Annotated in this window: 19 protein-coding genes; all 19 read left to right on the top strand. The window is 57.2% G+C overall.

Features of this window, described 5'->3' with window-relative positions:
• Positions 1-12: 12 nt before the first annotated feature.
• The 19 genes from QMG40_RS13425 to hisD all read left to right on the top strand — a co-directional run bounded on the left by QMG40_RS13425 (position 13) and on the right by hisD (position 24,013).
• Positions 13-1,752 (top strand): UDP-N-acetylmuramoyl-L-alanyl-D-glutamate--2,6-diaminopimelate ligase, encoded by a 1,740-nt coding sequence (locus QMG40_RS13425; protein ID WP_459253015.1) that lies wholly within the window; start codon positions 13-15, stop codon positions 1,750-1,752.
• Positions 1,745-3,256 (top strand): UDP-N-acetylmuramoyl-tripeptide--D-alanyl-D-alanine ligase, encoded by a 1,512-nt coding sequence (locus QMG40_RS13420; RefSeq protein WP_283531570.1) that lies wholly within the window; start codon positions 1,745-1,747, stop codon positions 3,254-3,256. Before QMG40_RS13425 ends, QMG40_RS13420 begins: the two co-directional genes overlap by 8 nt.
• Positions 3,253-4,365: a phospho-N-acetylmuramoyl-pentapeptide-transferase gene (gene mraY / locus QMG40_RS13415; protein WP_283531568.1), complete on the top strand. Its 1,113-nt coding sequence runs from the start codon at positions 3,253-3,255 to the stop codon at positions 4,363-4,365. The genes QMG40_RS13420 and mraY overlap by 4 nt, the downstream gene beginning before the upstream one ends.
• A complete protein-coding gene (gene murD / locus QMG40_RS13410; RefSeq protein WP_459253010.1) occupies positions 4,347-5,900 on the top strand; it encodes a UDP-N-acetylmuramoyl-L-alanine--D-glutamate ligase in 1,554 nt (517 codons plus the stop codon). The genes mraY and murD overlap by 19 nt, the downstream gene beginning before the upstream one ends.
• Positions 5,900-7,231: a putative lipid II flippase FtsW gene (gene ftsW / locus QMG40_RS13405; protein WP_283531566.1), complete on the top strand. Its 1,332-nt coding sequence runs from the start codon at positions 5,900-5,902 to the stop codon at positions 7,229-7,231. The genes murD and ftsW overlap by 1 nt, the downstream gene beginning before the upstream one ends.
• Positions 7,228-8,388 (top strand): undecaprenyldiphospho-muramoylpentapeptide beta-N-acetylglucosaminyltransferase, encoded by a 1,161-nt coding sequence (murG, locus tag QMG40_RS13400; protein WP_283531565.1) that lies wholly within the window; start codon positions 7,228-7,230, stop codon positions 8,386-8,388. Before ftsW ends, murG begins: the two co-directional genes overlap by 4 nt.
• An 8-nt stretch (positions 8,389-8,396) precedes the next feature.
• Complete coding sequence (gene murC / locus QMG40_RS13395) at positions 8,397-9,869, top strand: UDP-N-acetylmuramate--L-alanine ligase (protein WP_283531672.1); 1,473 nt, start codon at positions 8,397-8,399, stop codon at positions 9,867-9,869.
• A complete protein-coding gene (locus tag QMG40_RS13390) occupies positions 9,862-11,124 on the top strand; it encodes a cell division protein FtsQ/DivIB (RefSeq protein WP_283531564.1) in 1,263 nt (420 codons plus the stop codon). The genes murC and QMG40_RS13390 overlap by 8 nt, the downstream gene beginning before the upstream one ends.
• Before the next feature lie 323 nt (positions 11,125-11,447).
• A complete protein-coding gene (gene ftsZ, locus QMG40_RS13385; RefSeq protein WP_283531665.1) occupies positions 11,448-12,617 on the top strand; it encodes a cell division protein FtsZ in 1,170 nt (389 codons plus the stop codon).
• 77 nt (positions 12,618-12,694) lie between these two features.
• Positions 12,695-13,549, top strand: a complete 855-nt coding sequence (locus tag QMG40_RS13380) for a polyphenol oxidase family protein (RefSeq protein ID WP_283531563.1) — start codon at positions 12,695-12,697, stop codon at positions 13,547-13,549.
• A 58-nt stretch (positions 13,550-13,607) separates the two neighbouring features.
• Positions 13,608-14,351 (top strand): YggS family pyridoxal phosphate enzyme, encoded by a 744-nt coding sequence (locus QMG40_RS13375; protein ID WP_283531562.1) that lies wholly within the window; start codon positions 13,608-13,610, stop codon positions 14,349-14,351.
• 84 nt (positions 14,352-14,435) lie between these two features.
• Positions 14,436-14,957 carry a cell division protein SepF gene (locus tag QMG40_RS13370; protein WP_283531561.1) on the top strand — a complete coding sequence of 174 codons (522 nt, stop codon included), beginning with the start codon at positions 14,436-14,438 and terminating at the stop codon, positions 14,955-14,957.
• Positions 14,958-15,138: 181 nt separating this feature from the next.
• Complete coding sequence (locus QMG40_RS13365) at positions 15,139-15,429, top strand: YggT family protein (RefSeq protein ID WP_283531560.1); 291 nt, start codon at positions 15,139-15,141, stop codon at positions 15,427-15,429.
• 145 nt (positions 15,430-15,574) lie between these two features.
• The gene (locus QMG40_RS13360) at positions 15,575-16,255 is read left to right on the top strand and encodes a DivIVA domain-containing protein (RefSeq protein WP_283531559.1); all 681 of its coding nucleotides are present in this window, start codon (positions 15,575-15,577) and stop codon (positions 16,253-16,255) included.
• Between the two features lie 196 nt (positions 16,256-16,451).
• Positions 16,452-17,102 (top strand): signal peptidase II, encoded by a 651-nt coding sequence (gene lspA / locus QMG40_RS13355; RefSeq protein WP_283531558.1) that lies wholly within the window; start codon positions 16,452-16,454, stop codon positions 17,100-17,102.
• Positions 17,095-18,018 carry an RluA family pseudouridine synthase gene (locus tag QMG40_RS13350; protein WP_283531557.1) on the top strand — a complete coding sequence of 308 codons (924 nt, stop codon included), beginning with the start codon at positions 17,095-17,097 and terminating at the stop codon, positions 18,016-18,018. The genes lspA and QMG40_RS13350 overlap by 8 nt, the downstream gene beginning before the upstream one ends.
• Before the next feature lie 171 nt (positions 18,019-18,189).
• Positions 18,190-21,756 (top strand): DNA polymerase III subunit alpha, encoded by a 3,567-nt coding sequence (gene dnaE / locus QMG40_RS13345; RefSeq protein WP_283531556.1) that lies wholly within the window; start codon positions 18,190-18,192, stop codon positions 21,754-21,756.
• 31 nt (positions 21,757-21,787) lie between these two features.
• Positions 21,788-22,576 carry a hypothetical protein gene (locus QMG40_RS13340; protein WP_283531555.1) on the top strand — a complete coding sequence of 263 codons (789 nt, stop codon included), beginning with the start codon at positions 21,788-21,790 and terminating at the stop codon, positions 22,574-22,576.
• 63 nt (positions 22,577-22,639) lie between these two features.
• The gene (gene hisD / locus QMG40_RS13335) at positions 22,640-24,013 is read left to right on the top strand and encodes a histidinol dehydrogenase (RefSeq protein WP_283531664.1); all 1,374 of its coding nucleotides are present in this window, start codon (positions 22,640-22,642) and stop codon (positions 24,011-24,013) included.
• The last annotated feature ends 127 nt before the right edge of the window (positions 24,014-24,140 follow it).

The raw sequence follows: 24,140 nt of genomic DNA, 5'->3' as shown, positions 1-24,140 counted from the left end.
TCAATGCACTCTATGCAAGCAAAGGATTCTAAAGAAGTGCCTGTAAATAATTCGTCTGCCCCCCTGCGTCCCAGTCACCGCGGGTCAGTAACGCTGGCGCAGCTGGCCGAGGTCGTGGGTGCTGAACGCGAGGGAGGTATTGAGCCCGTGACAGTGAATGGTGTCAGCTTGGACTCGCGCACTATTTGTGCCGGTGATCTCTATGTTGCCTTGCCAGGAACACGGGCTCATGGCGCGCAATTCGCCGCGCAGGCCGTAGCCGGAGGCGCTATCGCGATTTTAACGGACCATGCAGGCGCGGAAGTTCTAGGGAAGGCTTGCGCGGTGCCTGTTCTGACAGTGGCGGACCCTCGTGCAGTCACTGGAGTACTTGCCGCCACTATCTATGGCACCTGTGCCGGGACTGCAGGGGAGTCCGGGGGCGGCGCTTTGGAAAACGCTTTGGAAAACATGGACTTGTTTGGGGTGACAGGCACCAACGGAAAAACAACCACAACTTACTTCCTGAACTCTCTTTTGAAAGCACAGGGAAAAACGACCGGGCTGATTGGCACCATCGAGATCTTAGCTGGCAGTGAATCCATCCCCAGCAAGCTCACAACACCGGAGTCCACGGATGTGCACGCTCTTTTAGCCGTGATGGCTGAAAGAGGCCTCGGTGCCGCATCAATGGAGGTCTCCTCCCATGCACTAGCCTTTGGCCGGGTCGACTCAGTGGTGTTTGACGTGGCTGGATTCACCAACCTCACCCAGGATCATCTTGACCTCCACGGAGGCATGGAAGAGTATTTTGCCACCAAGGCGGCCCTTTTCACCCCCGCGCATGCAGGGGCGGCTGTCATAACAATTGATGACGCCTGGGGTCAGCGGATGGCGCGCACCAGCACGGTGCCTACAGTGACTCTTTCAACTCTCAAGCTCGCGGCTACAGAAGGTAGCGCCGACTGGCAGGTTCAGGACATCCGCCGGGACGGGATAGGATCCCGCTTTAACCTCTGCGGTCCGGATGGCGCAACTCTCACGGTCCGCACTGGGCTGCCGGGAGAGTTCAATGTCTCCAACGCAGCCCTTGCGTTACTCATGGTTCTCACCCGCCTGCTGGCCGTTGCCACGGAAGAAGATCCCGGCGTCGTCCGCTATGGAAGCAAGAGTGTCAAAGACGTTGTGACAGAGCTACAATCAGTGCTTGACGCCCATGACCCGTTTACGATCGAGGTCCCCGGACGCATGCAGCTCATCGGCACAGCACCGGTTGCCGTGGTTGATTTTGCGCATAATCCGGATGCACTGAAGCGGGCGCTGGCGGCAGTGCGCCCGGACTCCCCGGCTGCCAAGGTGATAGTTGTCTTTGGCGCTACCGGAGAGCGTGATGTCACCAAGCGTCCGCTGATGGGTGCCGTCGTTGCCAGGGGTGCAGACGTGGTTATTATTACCGACGATGACCCGCATGACGAAGATCCGGCGGCAATTCGTGCCGACGTGCTGGCCGGAGCCCGTGAAACTAACGAACAAGAGTGCTTGGGACGAGTTGTGGAGGAACATGGTTCACGGGCAGCCGCGATCGAACGCGCCGTGGAACTTGCTAGGGCCGAGGACGTGATTCTGGTGGCTGGACGCGGCCACGAAATCTATCAAGAGGTCAAAGGAGTCAATATTTCTCTCGATGACAGGGTGGAGTTGCGGGCAGCCCTGACTTCCCACGGATTCCCGCTCACTGGAGCAAGCAAGATAGAATCCTCAACTAATGATTGAAATTTCCGCGGCACAGATTGCCGAACTGACCCAAGGCACACTTTCCTTCGGCACTGATCCGGCCATGCTGGTGGACGTGGCAAAGATTGCAACCGACTCTCGAGATGTGACTCCGGGCAGTATGTACGTGGCTAAAGCTGGGGAAAATACTGATGGACACGGCTTTATTGCCGCTGCCTTTGAAGCCGGTGCTGTGCTGGCACTGGCCGAACGCACGCCGCCCGCGGACGACGCCGGAGGTGTGTTTCCAGCTGTTGTCGTCACCGACGCTGTGCTTGCAATGGGGACGCTGGCGGCCGAGGTTGTCCGCAGGATTCGGGCGCACTCGCCACTGAGCGTCATCGGCATCACCGGGTCAGCCGGCAAGACCACCACGAAGGACTTGTTGTCCGGAATACTAGCCACCGAGGGCCCTACCGTAGCGCCGGTGGGTTCCTATAACGGTGAAGTCGGTGTCCCCATGACAGTGTTTCGGGCCGTTGAGGGTACGCGGTATCTGATCATTGAAATGGGCGCCACAAAGATGGGCCAGATTTCATATCTTAGTAAGATCGTGAACCCCGATCTCGGTGTTGTCCTGTGTGTGGGAAGTGCGCACGCGGGGGAGTTTGGCTCCATAGAGAACATTGCGGTTGCTAAGGGGGAGCTGGTTGCAGCGCTAACCCCGCGGGGCCGGGCCGTGCTGAACTACGATGACGGTAGAGTCCGGACCATGGCTGCCCGTTCAGGGGCGCCTGTGACGTTCTTCAGCAGCGCTGATGCACCAGAAACTGACGTGCCCGGTGGCGCCGAATTCTTGCAGGCACGTAACGTGCACACGGATGCGGATGGTCAGCCAGTTTTTGATCTAGCCTTTCCAGACCGGATAGAAACGCTAAAAGTACGGAGCAAACTACTCGGCTTGCACCATGTCACAAATTTATTGGCTGCAGCTTCAGCCGCACATGTCCTCGGCGTTTCCCCTGAGCGTATTGCCTTCTCACTTAGTGAGCAGCGTGCGGTAAGTAGGTACAGGATGGAACGCACGGACCGTAGTGACGGCGTGAGCATTGTTAATGACGCTTATAACGCCAACCCGGAGTCCATGCGTGCAGCACTGCGTACTCTGGCCGAGCTCGGCGGAAGCGGAGCGCGCCGTACCTGGGCAGTGCTGGGTGAAATGCTTGAGCTGGGCGAGAGCTCAGTGCTGGATCATGACGCGGTTGGCCGGGTGGCCGTTCGGCTGAATATCTCTCGGCTGATTGTTGTTGGGGCCGGAGCCCGTGCCATGCACGTGGGCGCCGTCATGGAAGGCTCATGGGGAAACGAATCCATGTTTGTTCCCGACGCGGAAGCCGCTTACGCCCTACTTTCCGCCGAGCTGGCACCGGGAGACATTGTTTTAGTTAAGTCTTCGAATGGCGCCGGACTGCGGTTCCTAGGTGATCGGATAGCATTACCCACGGGGAACAACCCCGCAAATACTAGTGACCCTACCCCAGGTGAAAGGACCTCCAAGCCATGATTGCATTGCTCATCGGTGCCGGCTTGGCCTTGGCCTTTGCCATGGTCGGCACTCCCATATTCATTCGATTCCTTGTTAAACAAGGTTACGGACAGATCATCCGAGAAGATGGTCCCACCACGCACCAGATCAAACGAGGTACCCCCACCATGGGTGGCACGATCGTTGTTGGCGCCGTGTTTGCTGCCTATTTCATCACGCATTTAATCGTCTGGCTGATTAACCCTGGCACTTCTGGACCAACTGCGTCCGGTCTGCTCATGATCTACCTGATGGTGGGTATGGGATTGGTTGGGTTCTTGGATGACTTCCTGAAGATCACCAAACAACACAACACCGGGCTGAATCCCAAAGGCAAGCTTATTGGCCAGGCTGTTGTAGGCATCTCCTTCGCTATTATGGCGTTGGGGTTCCCGAACAGTTCTGGGCGCACCCCGGCCAGTACGTTCATCTCCTTTGCGCGGGACATCCCCTCGTTGAACCTGGCATTTGCAGGGGCAGGCTTAGGCGTGGTGTTGTTTGTGATTTGGTCAAACCTGATCATTACTGCAGCCACGAACGGTGTGAACCTCACTGACGGGCTTGACGGTCTGGCCACAGGGGCTTCGATCCTCGTTTTTGGCGCCTACACACTCATCGGTCTCTGGCAGAGTAGCCAGGCCTGCGGATCCCGCAAAGTACCTTCCGAAACCGTTTGCTATGAAGTTCGGGATCCGTTGGATTTGTCCCTACTTGCCGTGATCATGTTTGCCGCACTGATCGGCTTCCTGTGGTGGAATACCTCTCCCGCCAAGATTTTCATGGGCGACACCGGATCGCTGGCCATTGGCGGCGCCATGGCGGGGTTTGCCATTCTCTCCCGCACCGAAATTCTGCTGGCAATCATTGGCGGACTCTTCGTCCTCATTGCCCTCTCCGTCATCATCCAGGTTGGTTTCTTCAAGCTTTCCAAAGGTAAACGAGTCTTCTTGATGGCACCTCTGCAACACCACTTCGAGCTCAAGGGCTGGAAGGAAGTCACTGTTGTTGTCAGGTTCTGGATTCTGGCAGGACTGATGGTGGCTGTGGGCCTCGGTGCCTTCTACGCTGAATGGATTGTCCGACTGTGAGTGCCTGCGAGAATCGTTTGGGTGCACTGACGAGTTGGGACGCTGATTGGTCCGGATTGCGTGTGGTTGTCACCGGTATCTCCAAAACAGGGTTCTCGGTTGCCGATACCTTGGCGGAGTTGGGTGCGCACGTGGTTGTCATCGCAGCATCGGATGACGACGAATCCCGGGCGCATGCCGATACACTCAAGATTGTAGGGGTCAAGGAAGTCATCCTTGGGGCTGATTCCTCCACTGCCCTGCCACTGGTTGATGGGCAGCAGGCACAGCTTGTTATCACCAGCCCGGGGTTCAAACCCAGCCACCCACTGCTCATCGCAGCAGCCTCTGCCGGTATCCCCATTTGGGGAGATGTAGAGCTGGCTTGGCGTGTTCGGGTCAAAGAGGGGCGAAAAACGGCGCAGTGGATTGCCATCACTGGGACCAACGGCAAGACCACCACAACCACCATGGTTGAAGCGATGCTCCAGGGTGCTGGCCTGCGTGCAATCGCGGCAGGTAATATTGGCACGCCCATTCTTGACGCTGTTCGTGACCCGGAGGGTTATGACGTGCTGGCAGTTGAGCTCTCTTCGTTCCAGCTGCATTGGAGCGAGTCCTTGGAGCCCATCTCAAGTGTGTGCCTGAACCTCGCTGAGGATCATGTCGATTGGCATGGAAGTTTTGCCGCTTACGCCACGGATAAGGCCAAGATCTACGCGAACACCCAAGTGGCTTGTGTATACAACGCCGAGCAGATTGAAACCGAACGCATGGTCCAGGAAGCCGACGTGAAAGAAGGCTGCAGGGCAGTTGGTTTCACCACAGGCATTCCGGCCATCAGCATGGTCGGGGTTGTTGAAGGTCTCCTGGTTGACAGGGCATTTATTGCAGAACGCAAAGATAGCGCCGCCGAACTCGCCAAAATCAGCGACATTGGAGACCTGGTGCCGCGTCACCTGGTGGCCAATGCAGCTGCCGCGGCGGCTCTGGTGCTTGCCTATGGGCTCACACCAGCAGATGTTGCCAAGGGACTGCGAGAATATGACAACGGGGAGCACCGAATTCAACCGGTGGCCAGCTCTGAGGGCGTTCTGTGGATCAACGATTCAAAGGCGACCAACCCCCACGCGGCGTCAGCCTCACTATCAGCGTTCGACCCTGTTATTTGGATCGCCGGTGGCTTGTCCAAGGGAGTTGACTATGACGAACTGGTTCGGGAGCAAGCACCGCGTCTCAAAGCAGTTGTTCTGATCGGTGCAAACAGCACCGACCTGGCCAGTTCGCTGGCGCGTCATGCCAGCGGGGTTCCGGTGATTCTGACAAGAGCTCAGGGCGGCAGGCACACAGACTCAGCTCTCCTGCGTGGCGAGGCGGTAATGGCCGAGGCTGTCGCAGCGGCGGCGTCATTGGCCAGTGACGGGGACACGGTGCTCATGGCCCCGGCGTCGGCCTCGATGGATCAGTTCACCTCCTATGCTCACCGTGGTCAGGCCTTCATTGATGCCGTGCGGGAGCTGCTGGAAACTCGGGCAAGCGCTAATAAGGAGTCATAGTGGCCAAGACCCCCGCACAGCCGGGCACATCGCTTGCACGCGCACTGCGGACCAGGGCTGGCGCGCACCCGGATGCCGGCACGACCCAAGCGATCAGTGCAAAGCCTGCAAAACCAACGAAGAAGAAAACAGCCACCACTGTGCCGCCAGCTGTGGACGGACATTGGACGCGTCTGCGCGGCAGGTTATATGCATTCTCTGGCCGGCCAAGCGCTGCCTATTACTGGATCATTGCCACTACCGTGGCCCTCACCTGTGTGGGCTTGATGGCTGTGCTTTCTGCCTCCGCGGCTGAATCGATATCCGCTGGCGTAGACCCATATTCCTTGTTTTTAAAGGCTGCCATGTTTGCCGGCTTTGGGCTGGTGCTGATGATGGCTTTGTCCTTCGCCACTCCGGCGTTGCTAAAGAAGTTCGCCTGGCCGGCGTTGGGCCTGTCATTTTTTCTGTTGGTTGCCGTGCTGACCCCACTGGGGTCGGAAATTAACGGAAACCGAAACTGGATCAAACTCGGAGAATCCTTCAGCTTTCAGCCATCGGAAGCAGCCAAACTGGCCTTGGCGTTGTGGATGGGTATGGTGCTATCGCGTAAAGGACGCTTGGTTGGCGACTGGCGGCACACGCTACTGCCAGTGGTACCCGTCGGGGTGATCCTGGTGGGGTTGATCCTGTGGGGACATGACTTGGGTACCGCTGTCATTGTCATGGGCGTTGTGGGGGTCGGGCTGTTCTTCGGTGGAGGCAGCAAGCGTGTGCTGTTGGGGGCCGTTGGTATAGGACTCGCTGCCGCTGTAGTTATGGCGGCTGTCAGTGGAAACCGGACCGCCAGGCTCTCTGGCTGGTTGGGCAATTGCGACGACGGGCAGGGGCTGTGTGACCAGGCCCAAAATGGTTTGTACGCTTTGGCCTCTGGTGGCTGGTTTGGAGTAGGCCTGGGCCAGAGCAGGCAAAAATGGAGCTGGATCCCCGAGGCTCACAACGACTTCATCTTTGCGATCCTTGGAGAGGAACTGGGTCTGCTTGGCAGCCTGGTGATCATTGCCCTCTATGGTGTTCTGGCATTCGCCGTTTTCCGTGTCATCATGAAGCGCAATGACTCCTTTGCTCGCGTGGTCTGTGGTTCTATCCTGACCTGGATCATTGGCCAGGCTTTTGTCAACATCGCCATGGTCACTGGACTGTTGCCCGTGATCGGGGTTCCCTTACCCTTAATTTCCTATGGCGGCAGCGCATTGGTGATGGTGCTCGCGGCGATTGGGGTAGTCCTGTCCTTTGCCCGAACCGACCCTGCAGCCGACGATGAACAAGAAAGTGCCTCGAGTCCTTCATGAACAACACCACCAACACCAACAACACAACACCGGGTGAAGCCGCGGGCCATTCCAACTCCTCACAGCCAGCGCTGTCCGTTGTCTTTGCCGGGGGTGGCTCCGCCGGGCACGTCAGTCCACTGCTAGCCATGGCTGCGGCCCTTCGGCGGTGCGATCCTAACACCGGCATTGTGGCTGTAGGTACTAAGGGCGGACTGGAAGAAACCCTTGTTCCGGCGGCCGGCTATGAGCTGGCGTTCATTGAGCGCATCCCGTTACCGCGTAAGCCATCCCTTGACGTAATTAAACTCCCACTACGGATGATCAGGGCTGTTTTTGCGGCTAAAACGATCCTGCGCAATGCCCACGCGGATGTTCTTGTTGGTGTAGGCGGGTACGTCTGTACCCCCATGTACCTTGCCGCCAAGTCTCTGGGCGTACCAATCGTGATCCATGAAGCCAACACCAGGGCCGGGCTGGCCAACAAAGTCGGTGCCAGATACACAACTTATGTGGGGACGGCGTTTGCTGAGACAAAGATTCGTCACGCCCACTGGGTGGGAATGCCCATGCGTGCCAGCATTGCAACGTTGGATCGACTAGCTGTGCAGCGCAGTGCTCGTGAACGCCTGGGCTTACTTGCAGACAAACCAACTCTCATTGTCACAGGCGGTTCTCTGGGTGCCCTTCGGCTTAATCAGGCTGTGGCCGGGTGTGTTGATGCTTTGGCCGCAGCGGGCATCCAAACTTTGCACATCACGGGCAAGGGTAAGGCTGTGATTGATAAGAGCGAAGAGCCGCTTCGCGCAGAGCTGTACCGACAGGTTGAGTACATTGATGGTATGGAGGACGCATACGCGGCAGCGGACCTCTTATTATGCCGTTCCGGGGCAGGCACCGTCTCAGAGGTGGCAGCCGTTGGGGTTCCTGCCGTCTTTGTTCCCCTACCCATTGGCAACGGTGAACAGGCCCGTAATGCTGCCGGACTAGTGGAAGCGGGTGCTGCCTTGCTTGTCCTAGATGAAACGCTGGATGCTAAATGGATCCAAGCCGAGCTGATACCGCTGTGTCTGGACACTCCGCGCCTGGCCCGCATGGGGGCAACGGCTATAGAACTGGGAATTCGAGATGCGGCCGAGCGCATGGCGGACATGATATTTGCGGCTGGCAGAAAGTGAACCACATGATGAACAACAGCCACGCCGTTGCGTACAGTCCACCCACATTGGCCGAACTCGGTCGCGTCCATTTTATCGGTATGGGCGGTGCCGGTATGTCGGCAATCGCCAGAATCATGCTCAGTCAGGGAGTGCCTGTGAGCGGTTCAGACGCGAAGGACTCGGCCGGCCTCCTTGAGCTTGGCACCCTCGGTGCAACTGTTCACATCGGCCAGAGCGCAGCCAACGTTGAAGATGTTGACACCGTGGTGATTTCCACAGCCATCCGAGAGAGTAATCCTGAGTTGGCGGCTGCCCGTCTCTTGGGACTGCGCATCCTGCACCGTTCTCAGGCGCTGGCAGCCACCATGGCCAATGACACGGTAGTGGCCGTGGCCGGAACACACGGCAAAACAACCACCACATCGATGATCACTGTCATGTTGAGAGGCACGGGAGTTGACGCCTCCTTTGCCGTGGGTGGGACTGTGCAGGGCATAGGTGTCAATGCTGCCCACGGCGCAGCAGGGGTTTTTATAGCCGAAGCGGATGAATCAGATGCATCTTTCCTGAACTACTGCCCCGACATTGCAGTAGTAACCAACCTTGAAGCAGACCATCTTGACCATTACGGCACCGCTGAGGCAGTTTTCGCAGCGTTTGAGCAGTTCATCACTTTGCTGCCTGCGGAGGGTACTTTGGTGGCGTGCGCCGACGACGCCGGGTCAGCAGCCTTGGCAGCCCACGCACGCGCGTCCGGGCAGCGCTGCCTGACCTACGGTTTTGCACCAACTGCTGATATCCGGCTCCTTCCTGGCACGCAGGCCGGACTGCACACCACGGCCGCTGTGGTGTTCAAAGAAGGTGTTATTGCTGCAGGGCAAACAGCTCAACTGACGTTAACTTTGCAAGTTCCGGGTAAGCACAATCTAAGCAATGCCGCGGCAGCGGTGGCAGTGGCCGTTGTGCTGGGAGTCGATGTTGGCCGTGCCGTGGAAGCGCTGGCTGCTTTCAGCGGTGCGGCCAGAAGGTTTGAAGCCAAGGGGGAGGGGCGGGGGGTCGCGGTTTTTGATGACTATGCCCACCATCCAACCGAGGTGACAGCTGCGCTGCTGGCAGCAAGAACTGTGGCCGGAGACAAACGGGTTCATGTCCTTTTCCAGCCGCACCTTTTCTCACGGACTGCCGAGTTTGCCACGGAATTTGCTCGCGCCTTGGATCTCGCGGATACCGTGGCGGTCCTGGATATTTATCCTGCACGTGAAGAGCCCATCCCGGGGGTCACCAGTGAATTGATCACTGCGGCTTTGCATAAGCCATTTGGCTATGCTCCTGATAGTGCTGCCGCGGTGCAGCGTCTGGCCGGGTTGGCAGTGGCAGGGGACATTATTTTGACCATTGGTGCCGGTGATGTCACTGAGTTTGGTCCTGCTTTGGTAGCCGAGCTGAACAGCGGCAAACTCTCGGATGCAAGCACGGCAAACGGAAATACCCATGGTTGAGCCCCGTAAACCGAGAGTTATAAGAACCCGCCCAACAGATTTGCCCCCGGCGGCAGCCGAGACGCCAGGAACCAGTGGCTCAGTAGACGATGTGGGGACCGCCGACGCGGGGACCGCTGATGTGGGGACCGCCGAGGCGTCAGGGGCCAATATGGCAGCAGCGCCGCCTGCAGGGTCAGTGCGCAGCACCAGCGCCAAAGTTTCTGTGGAGCGGGTGCCCAGCACTGAATCGGAAGACGCCGGCGCTGCTCAGATTATGAGCCCCAAGACACCCAAGTGGAAGTCACTCCTGGCTAGGGTTGGCGCCGGAGAAAGTACCAAGGTTCAGCCGGCCGCAACTGAGTCTGGCGAGGCGAAGTCTGGCAACCAGGCTGGCCCAGGCAAGTCGGGCCCAGGCAAGTCGGGCCCAGGTAAGACGGGCACTGCGAAGCCCGGTACTGGTAGTTCCAAAGCCGTGATGCCACGAGAGCCAACGAACACGGCATACGGCGATTCAGGCTCGGGCCGTGATGCCACGGTGCTTGCTTTTCCTGTCCCTGAATATAAGCGGCGTCGCCGAAACCTTGTGTTTACAGCAGCCGGGGTGCTCGCCGTGTTGGTCCTGGTGATGGTGATCGCGTTGTTTTCGCCAGTGTTGGCGGTGAAGACAGTCGTGTTTGACGGCAGCAAGTTAGTTAGCGACCAAGTCCTCCAAGATGCGGTTGCACCTATTCTTGCTAAACCCCTCCCGCAGGTCACAGACGTGCAGGTGCAAGATTTACTCAGTGACGTTATTCAGGTCAAAAGTTCCCGTATAGAAGCAAGACCACCTTCTACCTTGCTGATCCATATTGTGGAGCGGGTGCCGGTTGCCTTGCTAAAAAACGATGATGATTACCTGTTGGTTGACCAGGACGGCGTGCAGCTGGGCTCCACCAAGGACCCTGGATCCGTGGCTCTGCCGCTGATCGACGGTGGCAAAGCGGCCATTGGACAAGATACGTTTCAAGCTATGACAGCCGTTCTGGCCAATTTGCCCCAGTCGATTCTTGGACAGCTTGCCAATGCAACGGCGAAGTCCCCGGATGCGGTAGAGCTAAAACTCGCAGACGGCAGGTCCATCATCTGGGGCAATGCGAATGACATGGAGCTCAAGGCCCAGGTGTTGGAAGCGCTGCTGAGTGCACCGCCACCCACGGCTGCGGAGGGGAAGCCTGAACCGGCACCTGTGAAGGTTTTTGATGTCAGTGCACCGCGGCACCCTGTGACACGATGATGGGGTGACACGATGATGGGGTGACAAAGTTCGGCGAGTGACTGCTTTAACTTCGAGAGCGACAGTTTTCTGTGTTTTTTGATGGGATTAGGGCGACACGCGGCGATGGTAATTGCATGCAGCACGGATGCACCATAGCGTCGTGACAAGAACTAGTTGACATAACTATAACCTTCAAGTTGAGGGTTAAGCTACACAAAGTTTCAAGCAGCGCTTCAAGGTTACCCCGGGAACCGCAGCCGGCGCCTAGAAAAGGGGTAAATTCTGTGTCAGAAGCAGCAAATATTGATCTTTCAGCAACATACGAACAAGGGACACCTAACGTGGCAGCACCCCAGAATTACTTGGCAGTCATCAAAGTCGTCGGTATCGGCGGTGGCGGCGTAAATGCAGTGAACCGCATGATTGACGTGGGTCTGCGCGGCGTGGAGTTCATCGCCATTAACACAGATGCGCAGGCACTACTGATGAGTGATGCCGACGTTAAGCTTGACGTCGGCCGTGAGCTGACCCGTGGATTGGGGGCCGGAGCCAATCCGGACGTCGGGCGCCAGGCGGCGGAAGACCACGCAGAGGAAATCGAAGAAGTGCTTCGCGGCGCCGACATGGTGTTCGTGACAGCAGGCGAGGGTGGTGGCACCGGAACGGGTGGCGCGCCCGTAGTGGCCCGGATCGCCCGTGGCTTGGGTGCCTTGACAATCGGTGTGGTCACGCGTCCATTCACTTTCGAGGGTCGCCGTCGTGCTACTAGCGCCGACAGCGGTATCGAGGCTCTGCGCGATGAAGTGGATACGTTGATTGTTATCCCCAACGATCGTCTGCTCTCCATCAGCGACCGCAACGTCTCAGTCATTGAAGCGTTCCGTACGGCAGATCAGGTGCTGTTGTCCGGTGTTCAGGGCATCACGGACCTCATCACAACGCCCGGCTTGATCAACCTTGACTTTGCTGACGTGAAATCCGTGATGCAAGGTGCAGGTTCTGCTTTGATGGGCATCGGTTCCGCCCGTGGCGAGGATCGCGCGGTCAAGGCTGCGGAGCTGGCCATCGCGTCCCCGCTGCTTGAGGCATCCATTGATGGCGCACATGGTGTGTTGCTGTCCATCCAGGGTGGCTCCGATCTGGGCTTGTTCGAGATCAACGAGGCTGCTCGACTGGTTCAAGAAGTTGCACACCCGGAGGCGAACATCATCTTCGGTGCCGTCATTGATGACGCGCTCGGTGACGAAGTGCGCGTGACGGTTATCGCGGCCGGCTTCGATGCCCCTGATCAGGCTACCGAGACACATGAACCAGCTGCCCAAACGGCACCACCCGTCCCGGCAGCCGTACCTGCTAGTGCCTCAGTGACAAACCTCAACCAGTGGGGACAGCAGTCAGGTACTCAGGTTCCCGCTGACGGAGGTTTTGATGTTGAACTCCCTGCCATCGTGGAACCGGATCTCACCGGGCATCGTTCCGATGACTTGGATGTCCCTGACTTCCTGAAGTAAACCCAAGTTATCTCAGTAAATCTGTCTCTCGTTGCCGGTGTGAACTGGTGGCACCCTTGAATGGTCAGGTTGTTGGTATGTGGTCTTCAATGCAGGTTCGCCCCGGAATATGGGTGGGCTTCACTGATACCTCTGCTGGCAACCTGGCTTTTCATGTTAATGACGACCCGGATGGTGTGAAGCTCCGCAGGGCGTCCCTGGCCTCGAACGTGTGTCAGGACCTGGCTCAAGAGCTGCCAGCAAACCACAGTCCGGGTTTGGGTGGCAGCGCGCACCTGACCTATATGAACCAGGTGCATGGCAGTCATGTAGAGGTTATTGACGCAGCGGTTATTGACGCAGGGGGACCCCGCAGTGAGGCACCCACGGCTGATGCTATGGTGCTGTGCTGTGCGGCTCCGAAGAGTGCTGGCCCGCTTGGTGAAGAATCGGGCGGTGGGGAATTCATTGCAACCGGCCTCTCAGTCATGGTTGCTGACTGCGTCCCCGTGGTGTGCCTTGGCATGACCGCCACTGGTATTGCCGTCCTTGCCGTTGCTCACGCTGGACGGCCGGGGGTGGAGCAGGGTGTTATTGCCAACGTTGTAGCGCAGATGCGCGCTTCGGGAGCTGTTAACATCGAGGCCTGGCTTGGCCCCAGCATATGCGGGCGTTGCTATGAGGTCCCTGAAGCAATGCGCGCAACAGTCTCGCAGAAGGTTTCGGAAGCCTTTGCAAGCACATCCTGGGGAACACCCGCACTAGACCTTCCCGCGGCGGTTCTGGCACAGTTGAGGAACGCCGGTGTGACGGGGCACCCATCTGGTATCTGCACCCTTGAGGATCAAAGGTACTTCTCGCATAGGCGTTCACAGCGGGACGGGGAGCCCGAAGGCCGGTTCATCGGCTTTATCGCCGCGGCTTCCGGGCTGTTTCACAACGCAGGCGAATAACACCCCCCCGAATCTATTTAGCAAGCACTGTGTGACCGGATGGAAAGAGCAACAGAGAATGACCTCGGAAGAAACCCGCACAGCGGAACTGGCCAGCAGTCTCACCGCCGTGAAGGAGCGGATCAATGCCGCCGCTGGGAATGAGCTCAAGCCCACGCTCATTGTTGTGACGAAGTTCCATCCAGCCTCTGACGTCCTAAGACTGCGGAGCTTGGGGGTTAGAGACGTTGGTGAAAATCGGGATCAAGAGGCTGCGGCAAAGGCTGGGCAGGTCAATGACCCTGACATGCGCTGGCATTTCATTGGACAAATGCAGACAAACAAGGCAAAGTCAGTGGCCGCCTACGCCCACGCCGTCCACTCTGTTGATAGGCCTTCGTTAGTGACATCTCTTGGCCGAGCCATGGCTGTGAGGCAGCAGGAAAACGGCAGGACGGATCTGCAGTGCTTTATTCAAGTGGACCTCTCGCAGGCCTACCCGGATCCAATCACCAGCGGTGCCGTTGGCCACGGCGGCAGGGGAGGGGTCGCGCCGTCGGGCATTGAGGAACTGGCAGAGCTGATTGCGAACACAAGCGGGCTCGCACTGGCAGGTCTCATGGCGGTTGCGCCACGAGGAGTCGCTCCGGAGCCGGCCTTTGAGTTGTTGGCCTCTGCCTCCGCGGCTTTGAAAGCCATACATCCGCGAGCTGGCGGGATCTCAGCTGGCATGAGTCACGATCTTGAAGCAGCGCTGGCCGTCGGGGCGACACACCTGCGTGTCGGTTCGGATATACTCGGCCCTCGTCCTGAGGTGCTGTAGCGTTTTGTATGTTGGCAACAACTTGTTTTACCGCACACGTACCGGAGAGAGTGCTTGTGCTTTGCAGACTAATGAGGAGCTACCATGGCTGGCGCTATGCGCAAGACAATGATCTTTCTTGGGCTCGCCGACGGTGACGAGCACTACGACGCGGAGCATGCTCCGTCCTTCTCCAGGGATGAAGAGAACGCGGAGACATATGAGCGTGATTCTGCGCCAGCTGTTGCCGCTGAAGGGACAACACCCAAAGCCGGCGACGAAGAGTATCGTGCGCCCGTGACCCCTATCAAGCGCGCCGCATCGAATCGGGAAGAGGCAGTCAGTTTGCGTCAAATCACCACCGTACATCCCCGATCCTATAATGATGCCAAAATCATTGGCGAGAGCTTCAGGGATGGCATACCTGTCATCATGAACGTCACGGACATGGGCGAAGCGGATGCCAAGCGACTGGTTGATTTCTCGGCTGGGCTGGTCTTTGGACTGCGTGGCTCTATTGAGCGCGTGACCAACAAGGTGTTTTTGCTATCCCCGTCATATATTGAAGTCCTTGGTGACGACAAGAAGATCTCGGACACCCAGGCGAGTTTCTTCAACCAAAGCTAAATCGTAGTCCCACACGTTTTAGAACTGCCCGGGCACTTTGTGCCCGGGCAGTTCGTTGTATGAGTTGCCAGCCGAATCATGGATGCGTGAGTTTTCTCCACCATGACGACTTGGCTGGTGCTGGGCTATTCTTAAAAACGACGTTTCAGATTTCATCCACTTAGGGATTGTGTGCACTCACGTGACAATTGTTTTTGCTCTTCTCTACCTGTTGCTGCTGCTCTACTTCCTCACGCTGCTATTGCGTATGGTGTTCGATTGGATACAGGTTTTTTCCCGTGATTGGCGGCCAAAGGGTGCCGCGCTCGTAGGCGCCTCGGTGGTGTATCGGATGACCGACCCGCCGCTTCGAAAGCTGCGTGCGATGATTCCTCCATTGCGTATCGGCTCAGTTGCCCTTGATATTGGCTTCATTTTATTGCTCGTTGCGGTGGGTATTGGGATGAGTGTCACAAAAAGTTTTGTCAGTTAGCGCCGCGTCGTTAGTTTTCGCCGACGAAAAGCTATATTGTAAAAAGCGATAGACCCCAAGTGCAGATCTCCAGATATGTATTCGGTACCGCAGTCGGAACGGTTTCGACCGGTTTCAGACTCACTAAGACCAATGAGGTGACCAGATGGCGCTTACGCCAGAAGACGTTGTCAACAAACGGTTCCAGCCGACCAAGTTTCGCGAAGGCTATGACCAGGACGAAGTCGACGATTTTCTTGACGAGATCGTCGTAGAGCTTCGCCGATTGCATCAAGAGAATGAGGACCTGCGCAAACAACTTGCACAGTCTTCATCCGACACTGGTGCAGTTCCCGCACAAGCGGCCCCGCTGCTTGCCAAGGAAGAAGTCGTAACGGAAGCGCCAGCCAAGGCTGAGCCTGAAGTTATTGAGCCTGTCAAGGCTGAGCCGGAGCCTGTTGTTGAGGAAGCGCCAGTAGTTGTAGCACCTGCCCCGGCAGTTGCTACAAACAACTCCGCTGAATCCGCTACCGGCGTTATCGCCCTAGCCCAGCGCCTCCATGACGAATACGTCAATGCAGGTGTTGAGCAGCGCGACAAGATCATTGCTGAAGCACAGATCGAAGCCAGCACGCTTGTCAACGACGCCCAGGAGAAGAGCCGTAAAACGCTCGGTGCCCTGGAACAGCAGCGTTCGGTGCTTGAGCGCAAGGTTGAGCAGTTGCGCGGATTTGAGCGCGACTACCGTTCACGCCTGAAGACCTACATTGAAGGTCAACTGCGTGATTTGGATGCTCGTGGTTCGGTGGCAGCACCGGACTTCGCCGAGGGCAACTCGGCATCCTAAGGAAAAACTAAAGACCGGTGGTGCAAGGAAACTTGTGCCACCGGTCTTTTTGTTTATTAACCTCAATAAAGTCTTTATGCTGCAATGGTTGTGGTTGGACGCGGTGGCTGGACCGAACGTGACCTGCGCGTCACGTTCTTGAAACGGCCACCTATAATTGAGAAGAACGTTTTGCCCAAGAACTAATGAAAGCACCATGAGCGAAAACTCTTTGCAGGACCGCACTACCGCACCGAAGTTCCTCCGGCGTTTCTGGTGGCTTTGGTTGGGATTTGCCGCCTTTGCCTATACTTGTGACCAAATGACTAAGTGGTGGGTTACCTCCACCATGATTGAGGGACAGAGAACTCCGGTGATCCCGGGCGTTCTGCAATGGTTCTTCATTCGCAACTCGGGTGCGGCTTTCTCGATCGGTGAAGATTTCACCTGGTTCTTCACCTTGATCATGGCGGCTGTGTCCATCACCATCATCATTTTGGCCCGTCGGATCGGCTCGGCGTGGTGGGCCATCGGCCTCGGTTTAGTCCTGGGCGGGGCATTAGGGAACCTGACCGACAGACTGTTCCGTCCGCCGTCGTTCGGCATGGGACACGTGGTTGACTTCATTTCCTTCCCCAACTTCGCCATCTTCAATATGGCAGATATGGGGGTTGTGGGCGGGGTCATAGCCATCTGTATTCTCACCCTCCTGGGAATTCCTTTGAGCGGGGTTAAGCCGGTGGACAGCGCGATAAAAGAAGAAGTCGCAGAAGAAAAAGTCGTGCGCTCAGCAGCAGACACGGAACTGGTTGTTGAGAACAATCCGGCCATTGCCGATACCGAAAGTGGAAAAAGGAACAATGACTGAAACGTTCACCGTTCCCGAGGACGTTGCAGGACGGCGGGCCGACGCCTCTCTGGCGGCCTTGCTGGGCATCTCACGATCCGCTGCGGCCCTGTTGTGCAACGAAGGGAATGTTCGCCAGAACGGCACTGCAGTTGGCAAGAGCGAGAAGTTCGTAGCCGGAGCCAGTGTAGAGGTTACTATTCCACAGCGCCGCGACCCACTCGAGGTTGTCGTTGAGGCTGTTGATGGTCTGAACATCTTGTTGGATGACGATGACTTCGTTGTGGTCGATAAGCCCGTTGGTGTTGCTGCGCACCCGTCGCCGGGATGGGTTGGCCCCACCGTTGTGGGTGGATTGGCAGCCGCCGGATACAACATTTCAACCTCCGGTGCCCAAGAGCGTGTCGGTATTGTGCATCGTTTGGATGTTGGTACATCCGGTGCCATGGTGGTGGCAAAAACCGAACACGCTTATACGGTCCTAAAGCAGGCTTTCCGGGAGCGGACTGTTGAGAAGATTTACCACGCCATGGTGCAGGGACTGCCCGATCCCTTAAAGGGCACTATCGACGCCCCCATTGGCCGGCACCCGGGCTATGACTGGCGTTTCGCCGTCATTGAAGACGGTCGCCCATCAATAACTCACTATGAGGTACTTGAAGCTTTTGGCAAGGCCTCTCTGGTGGAAGTGCATTTGGAGACGGGGCGGACCCATCAGATTCGTGTTCACTTCTCGGCGTTGCGCCACCCTTGTGCTGGTGACCTGACCTATGGGGCGGACCCGGCACTAGCGGCCGAGTTGGGCTTGACCCGGCAGTGGCTGCACGCCCACAAGCTAGGTTTCACGCACCCGTCATCGGGGGAGTGGGTTAGTGTCAGCAGCCCCTATCCGCTTGACCTGAGCTACGCTTTGGATCATCTGCGCGGGGATCACTAGCTCACTACCCCATCGCTCGCTCACTTCACGTTGTGTTTTGGCGTACGCTCGCTCACTAAGTGAGCGAGCGATGCGGGTTTAACGACGTGAAGTGAGCGAGCGATGGCCCAGGTGGGTGGGGCCGATCGGGTGTCGGGATTGCGGTGCGAAAATGCGTCGTAGAATAGTCCAGTGGCTAGCTCATCGACTGACAGTTTTGTCCATCTTCACAATCACACCGAATACTCCATGCTTGACGGCGCCGCGCGCCTGACCGAGTTATTCGATGAGGCCAAACGGTTAGAAATGCCTGCGTTGGCAACCACCGACCACGGTTACTTATTTGGTGCCTTCGACTTCTGGCAGAAAGCAACCAACGCCGGAATCAAGCCCATCATCGGTGTTGAAGCGTATGTAACCCCGGGAACGGCCCGCACCGATAAGACAAGGGTGAAGTGGCGCACCGACGAGTCCCAGCGCAGAGATGATATCTCCGGCGGTGGCTCCTATACGCACATGACGCTGCTCAGCTATAACAACCAGGGCATGCGGAACCTGTTCAGGGCCTCCTCCTTAGGATCCCTTGATTCCCCCATGGGCAAGTATCCCCGTCTTGACCGGGAGCTACTGAACGAATACCACCCGGGTCTGATAGCAACAACAGGTTGTCCCTCGGGCGAAGTACAAACTCGGTTGCGTCTTGGCCAATACAACGAGGCCAGGGCAGCAGCCTCTGAGTTTCAGGATATTTTCGGTGCAGAGAACTATTTCTGTGAACTCATGGATCATGGGTTGGAGATAGAACGGCGGGTAACAAAGGACCTGCTGCGACTCGCCAAGGAGCTGAAAATTCCCCTTGTCGCCACCAACGACCTGCACTACACCCACGAACACGACGCCAAGGCACACGAGGCACTTCTCGCGTTGCAATCGGGTTCCACCCTGACTGAGCCGACCTATGACGAGGGCGGCAAGCGTTTCGCATTCAGCGGCAGCGGCTACTACCTCAAGTCGGCAGCAGAAATGCGCTCCCTATTCTCGGAACTCCCGGAAGCTTGCGATAACACATTGCTGATTGCTGAGAGATGTGATGTCTCCTTCAACACTGAAGCAAACTACATGCCCAGGTTCCCCTGCCCGCCAGGAGAAGACGAAACATCCTGGATGGTCAAGGAAGTTGATGAGGGCCTGAAATACCGGTACCCGGCCGGAATCCCGGACGATGTCCGCAAGCAAGCCGATTATGAGCTGGATGTCATCATTCGCATGGGCTTCCCCGGCTATTTCCTGGTGGTTGCCGACTTCATCAACTGGTCAAAGAGCCAAGGTATTCGTGTTGGACCAGGGCGTGGTTCAGGTGCCGGCTCCATGGTTGCCTACGCCATGCGGATCACTGATCTTGACCCTCTGCGCCATGGCCTAATTTTTGAGCGGTTCCTGAACCCGGAACGTGTCTCCATGCCTGACTTTGACGTCGATTTTGATGATCGGCGCCGGCATGAGGTCATCAAGTACGTCACGGAAAAGTATGGTGATGAACGTGTTGCCATGATCGTCACCTACGGCAGCATTAAAACCAAGCAGGCTCTGAAGGACGCCTCACGCGTGCTTGGGCACCCTTTCAGCATGGGTGAAATGTTGACCAAAGCGCTGCCGCCGGCCGTGATGGCCAAAGACATCCTGCTCAACGACATTGAAAACCCCGAAGCGAAGCGTTATTCGGAGGCTGCGGATTTCCGCAACCTCATGAACTCCGATCCAGAGGCTGCGAAAGTCTTTGAGCTCTCAAAGGGTCTGGAAGGCCTCAAACGTCAGTGGGGTGTCCATGCCGCTGGTGTGATCATGAGTTCTGACCCCATCATTGACGTCATTCCCATCATGCGCCGTATCCAAGACGGTCAGGTCATCACCCAGTTCGACTACCCTACAAGTGAAGGCCTCGGCCTGATCAAAATGGACTTTTTGGGGTTGCGCAACCTCACGATCATCACCGATGCGCTGGAGAACATCAAAGCGAACAAAGGTATTGATCTTGATCTTGAGCGGCTGGAACTTGATGATGCGCCCTCTTATGAGCTTATGGCGCGCGGGGACACACTGGGCGTTTTTCAGCTTGACGGCGGACCCATGCGCGGGCTGCTTAAACTCATGCGCCCGGATAACTTTGAAGATATTTCCGCCGTCCTGGCGCTATATCGCCCCGGGCCAATGGGCGCCGATTCACACACGAATTATGCTCTGCGCAAGAATGGTCTGCAGCCCATCACGCCCATTCACCCGGAGTTGGAGGAGCCTCTCGCTGAAATCTTGGGTGGGACCTATGGCCTGATCGTGTACCAGGAACAGGTCATGTCCATTGCCCAGAAACTGGCCGGTTATTCGTTGGGGCGGGCAGACATCCTCCGCCGCGCTATGGGTAAGAAGAAAAAGTCTGAACTGGATAAACAGTATGAGGGCTTCCATCAAGGCATGCTCGACAACGGTTATTCGGACGCTGCCGTTGCCACGTTGTGGGCCATCTTGCTGCCTTTTTCCGACTATGCCTTCAACAAGGCCCACTCAGCCGCCTACGGGGTTATCAGCTACTGGACCGCGTATCTCAAAGCACACCACCCGGGCGAGTACATGGCTGCACTGCTGACAAGCGTTGGCGATGACAAGGATAAGTTGGCGCTGTACCTCAATGAATGCCGCCGCATGGGAATTACCGTCCTTGCCCCAGATGTCAATGAATCATCGCTAAACTTCACCCCCGTTGGGACGGACATCCGTTTCGGAATGGGTGCCATACGTAATGTTGGAGCCAACGTTGTCAATGGGTTGGTGGGTTCGCGGGTAGAGCGTGGAGACTTCGAGAATTTTTCTGACTTCCTCATGAAAGTTCCGGTGGTGGTATGCAACAAGCGCACCATTGAATCGCTGATTAAAGCCGGTGCTTTTGATTCGTTGGGTCATGCCCGACGAGCGTTGGCCATGATCCATGAAGAAGCAGTGGATTCGGTCATCATGATCAAGCGCAACGAGGCTGTTGGGCAATTCGACCTGTTTGCCGGTCTTGGCGGCGATGCCGAGCCGGAGTCTGCCCTTGTCACAGAGATCCCAGACCTGCCCGAATGGGAAAAGAAGGACAAGCTCGCGTTTGAACGGGACATGCTGGGTCTCTACGTCTCAGATCACCCGCTGCGCGGTCTTGAAGGAATACTAAGCCAAAACGCTGACATGTCCATCACCCAAGTCTTGGGCGACGACGGACCCCACGATGGACACATCATCACCATCTCCGGGATGATCACCAACTTGCAGCGCCGCATTGCCAAGAGCAGCGGGAACCCATACGCCCGCTGTGAGGTTGAGGATCTTGGGGGTTCCCTGGAGGTCATGTTCTTTGGCCAGGTATATGGTCCAATCGCCAACGTCCTTGCCGAGGATTTGATTGTGGTTGTCAAAGGAAGATTGCAAAAGCGTGACGACGGCGCGATTACTCTCAACGCGATGGAGCTTTCAGTCCCGGATCTTAGTGAGGGAATGTCCGGTCCGTTGGTGATTTCCATGCCCGAGCACAAAGCAAATGAGCAGGTACTCCTTGCCCTGAAACAGGTTTTAGGAGACCACCGCGGTAACACTGAAGTCAAAATGCATTTAGCTGGCAGCCGGGCTGTGAAAGTCATGAAGCTGCCACTGCATCACAGAGTCAATCCAACTCCGGCGCTTTTCGGTGACCTGAAGGTATTGTTGGGGTCCACATGTCTGGAAAGCTGATGCTGGCGGCAACGGGCGTTACGGTTAAGCGATGAGTGAGCATTCTTTACCAATAGCTAAAACGCAGCCAACTGCCAGTACGCTCGGCGGCGACGGCCCAGAGCCAGAGGTGGCTGCGCCGTTGCCTGCGCTCTCCTCGCACGCCCTCAGCAGCCGCAGCGCTCAACGGGTAGAGAATCACAAGCGCGCCTCCCAGCGTCTGCGCAGGTACAGGCGCAGCACCCAACGGCAGGCTCCGACTACGACAACCGGGGGTGTGTGGCGAGAGTGGCTTGGCTTCTCGGCCGTCACCGGTGTTGGAGCCGGTGTCCTTTGGTGGCTGTTGGCCCCGGGCGGAGCTTTTTATGGTGAGGGTAAGGACTTTGAGATATGGTTCCCGCGGGATGCAACCTTGAGTGGCTTGCTGCTGTTGGCGGGGATTCTTGCCGCAGTACTAGTTCACCGGGGACGCATGCGCTCATCCCGGCCAGCGGATTCTCCGGCTTCTTCATCGCAGGGAATACTGCTGTTGGCCGTAGCCGTGGGGGGCCTTGTTGGATCCGTCATTGCCTGGCGGGTAGGTGTTTTTGCCGGAGATTTGTTCCACACGCCGCCCAATAATATGACCAGCCCCAGCATGGTGTTTTCGCTGCGTTCAGCATCGGTGCTGATTTTGTGGCCAATGGCAAGTTTGTTGATTATTTTCATTTCCAATCTTCTCTCTTACGCGTTTGGTCCCGTTTCGGGGAATCCACGGGCTAGCATCGCCACCGATGCCCCCAACCTGCGGGGGACCGTTGGGCGGGGTCGCCGAAACAATGCAGGGTCTGAGCGGAAATAGCGGGTAAACTTAGATCTTGTGAGCAATCTTGAACCTTCAGTGCCCAGCACGGTAAGCACCAACCTGGCCGAGGCAACCGGCACGGCATATACTTCGCAGCTTGGATTGCACCGCATCGACCTGCGGGGCCGCACTCTAACCTTGGCCGAACTAAAAAGTGCTGTTCCGCGGACAGACCAATCCACTGTGTCCACGGCGGAGTCAACTGTCCGGGGGATCATTGCGCAGGTGCGCGAACACGGGCATGCGGCATTGGCTGCGCTTGCCAAGAAGTTCGACGGCGTGACCCAGGAACACCCCCGGGTCCCCACCGCAGCCCTTGCCCACGCTCTTGAAACGCTGGACCCAAAGGTCCGCGCCGCGCTGGAAGAATCCATTGCCAGGGCAAAGGCTTTTGCACAAGCACAAAAGCCGGCAGACATTCATTATCCGGTGGCCAGCGGCGCCGTAATATCTCAGCGCTGGGTTCCTGTCTCACGTGTAGGTATGTACGTCCCCGGTGGTCTGGCACCGCTGGCATCGTCTGTGATCATGAACGCTGTGCCCGCCCAAAGTGCCGGAGTTAGTTCGGTAGCTTTGGCCTCACCGCCACAGAAGGAAAACGGGGGACTGCCGGATAAGACCATTCTGGCAGCTGCCGCCCTGCTCGGCATTGAAGAGGTCTACGCAATGGGTGGGGCGCAGGCAATCGCTGCGTTTGCCTATGGTGTTGCGCAAGGAAGCAGCGCGAATGGCGGTGGGGAGTCTGTAGACCCTGTTGACGTTGTGACGGGTCCGGGCAATATTTTTGTGGCCACTGCCAAACGTCTCGTCAAGGGAGTGGTTGGCATTGATTCCGAAGCGGGCGCCACAGAGATCGCCGTCTTAGCCGATGAGAGTGCCAATCCGGCTTTCGTTGCCGCCGATTTGATCAGCCAAGCAGAGCACGATCCGAACGCTGCCTCAGTGTTGGTTACACCATCAGTGGAGTTCGCGGACGCCGTGGAACACGAATTGCTGCGACAAGTTGGCCTAACCCGGCACCGCGAGCGTGTAGAAACCGCCCTGGGCGGCCCGCAGTCCGGCATCGTCTTGGTTGATGACCTAGAGCAGGGCGTTGCCGTCTGCAACGCCTACGCGGCCGAGCACCTCGAAGTCGTCACTGAAAATGCAGTAGAAGTGGCGGCGCGAATCACCAGCGCAGGGGCAATCTTTGTGGGTGACTACAGTCCCGTGAGTTTAGGGGACTATTGTGCGGGGTCCAACCATGTGCTGCCAACAAGTGGAACTGCCGCGTTCTCCTCAGGATTGAACGTCACTACGTTCCTGCGTGCCATACAGGTCATTAACTACAACAAGGAAGCTCTCGCACAAGTAGCGGAGCATGTCATCACCTTGTCCAATACCGAAGGACTGCCGGCACACGGGGACGCTGTGGCGGTGCGTTTTCACAGCTAGCACCGTCCCTGTAGTGTCGGTAACAGCAACAGTGCGCCAACATGAGCGCGAAACGCTCAAAAGTGTGCGTCAGGTAATTATTATTTGTACTTTGCTCCTCTTAGACTGGGGGCACCAAGAGACGAAG

This window comes from Arthrobacter antibioticus (genome assembly GCF_030063205.1).
GTDB lineage: Bacteria > Actinomycetota > Actinomycetes > Actinomycetales > Micrococcaceae > Specibacter.
This window is presented reverse-complemented; position numbering and strand designations above follow the sequence as displayed.

What these genes read in the sequence shown, in the direction of transcription:
- QMG40_RS13425 (WP_459253015.1), top strand. Translation starts at nt 13, where the DNA reads ATGCAAGCAAAGGATTCTAAAGAAGTGCCTGTAAATAATTCGTCTGCC.
- QMG40_RS13420 (WP_283531570.1), top strand. Translation starts at nt 1,745, where the DNA reads ATGATTGAAATTTCCGCGGCACAGATTGCCGAACTGACCCAAGGCACA.
- mraY (WP_283531568.1), top strand. Translation starts at nt 3,253, where the DNA reads ATGATTGCATTGCTCATCGGTGCCGGCTTGGCCTTGGCCTTTGCCATG.
- murD (WP_459253010.1), top strand. Translation starts at nt 4,347, where the DNA reads ATGGATTGTCCGACTGTGAGTGCCTGCGAGAATCGTTTGGGTGCACTG.
- murG (WP_283531565.1), top strand. Translation starts at nt 7,228, where the DNA reads ATGAACAACACCACCAACACCAACAACACAACACCGGGTGAAGCCGCG.
- murC (WP_283531672.1), top strand. Translation starts at nt 8,397, where the DNA reads ATGAACAACAGCCACGCCGTTGCGTACAGTCCACCCACATTGGCCGAA.
- QMG40_RS13390 (WP_283531564.1), top strand. Translation starts at nt 9,862, where the DNA reads ATGGTTGAGCCCCGTAAACCGAGAGTTATAAGAACCCGCCCAACAGAT.
- QMG40_RS13380 (WP_283531563.1), top strand. Translation starts at nt 12,695, where the DNA reads ATGTGGTCTTCAATGCAGGTTCGCCCCGGAATATGGGTGGGCTTCACT.
- QMG40_RS13375 (WP_283531562.1), top strand. Translation starts at nt 13,608, where the DNA reads ATGACCTCGGAAGAAACCCGCACAGCGGAACTGGCCAGCAGTCTCACC.
- QMG40_RS13370 (WP_283531561.1), top strand. Translation starts at nt 14,436, where the DNA reads ATGGCTGGCGCTATGCGCAAGACAATGATCTTTCTTGGGCTCGCCGAC.
- QMG40_RS13360 (WP_283531559.1), top strand. Translation starts at nt 15,575, where the DNA reads ATGGCGCTTACGCCAGAAGACGTTGTCAACAAACGGTTCCAGCCGACC.
- lspA (WP_283531558.1), top strand. Translation starts at nt 16,452, where the DNA reads ATGAGCGAAAACTCTTTGCAGGACCGCACTACCGCACCGAAGTTCCTC.
- QMG40_RS13350 (WP_283531557.1), top strand. Translation starts at nt 17,095, where the DNA reads ATGACTGAAACGTTCACCGTTCCCGAGGACGTTGCAGGACGGCGGGCC.
- QMG40_RS13340 (WP_283531555.1), top strand. Translation starts at nt 21,788, where the DNA reads ATGAGTGAGCATTCTTTACCAATAGCTAAAACGCAGCCAACTGCCAGT.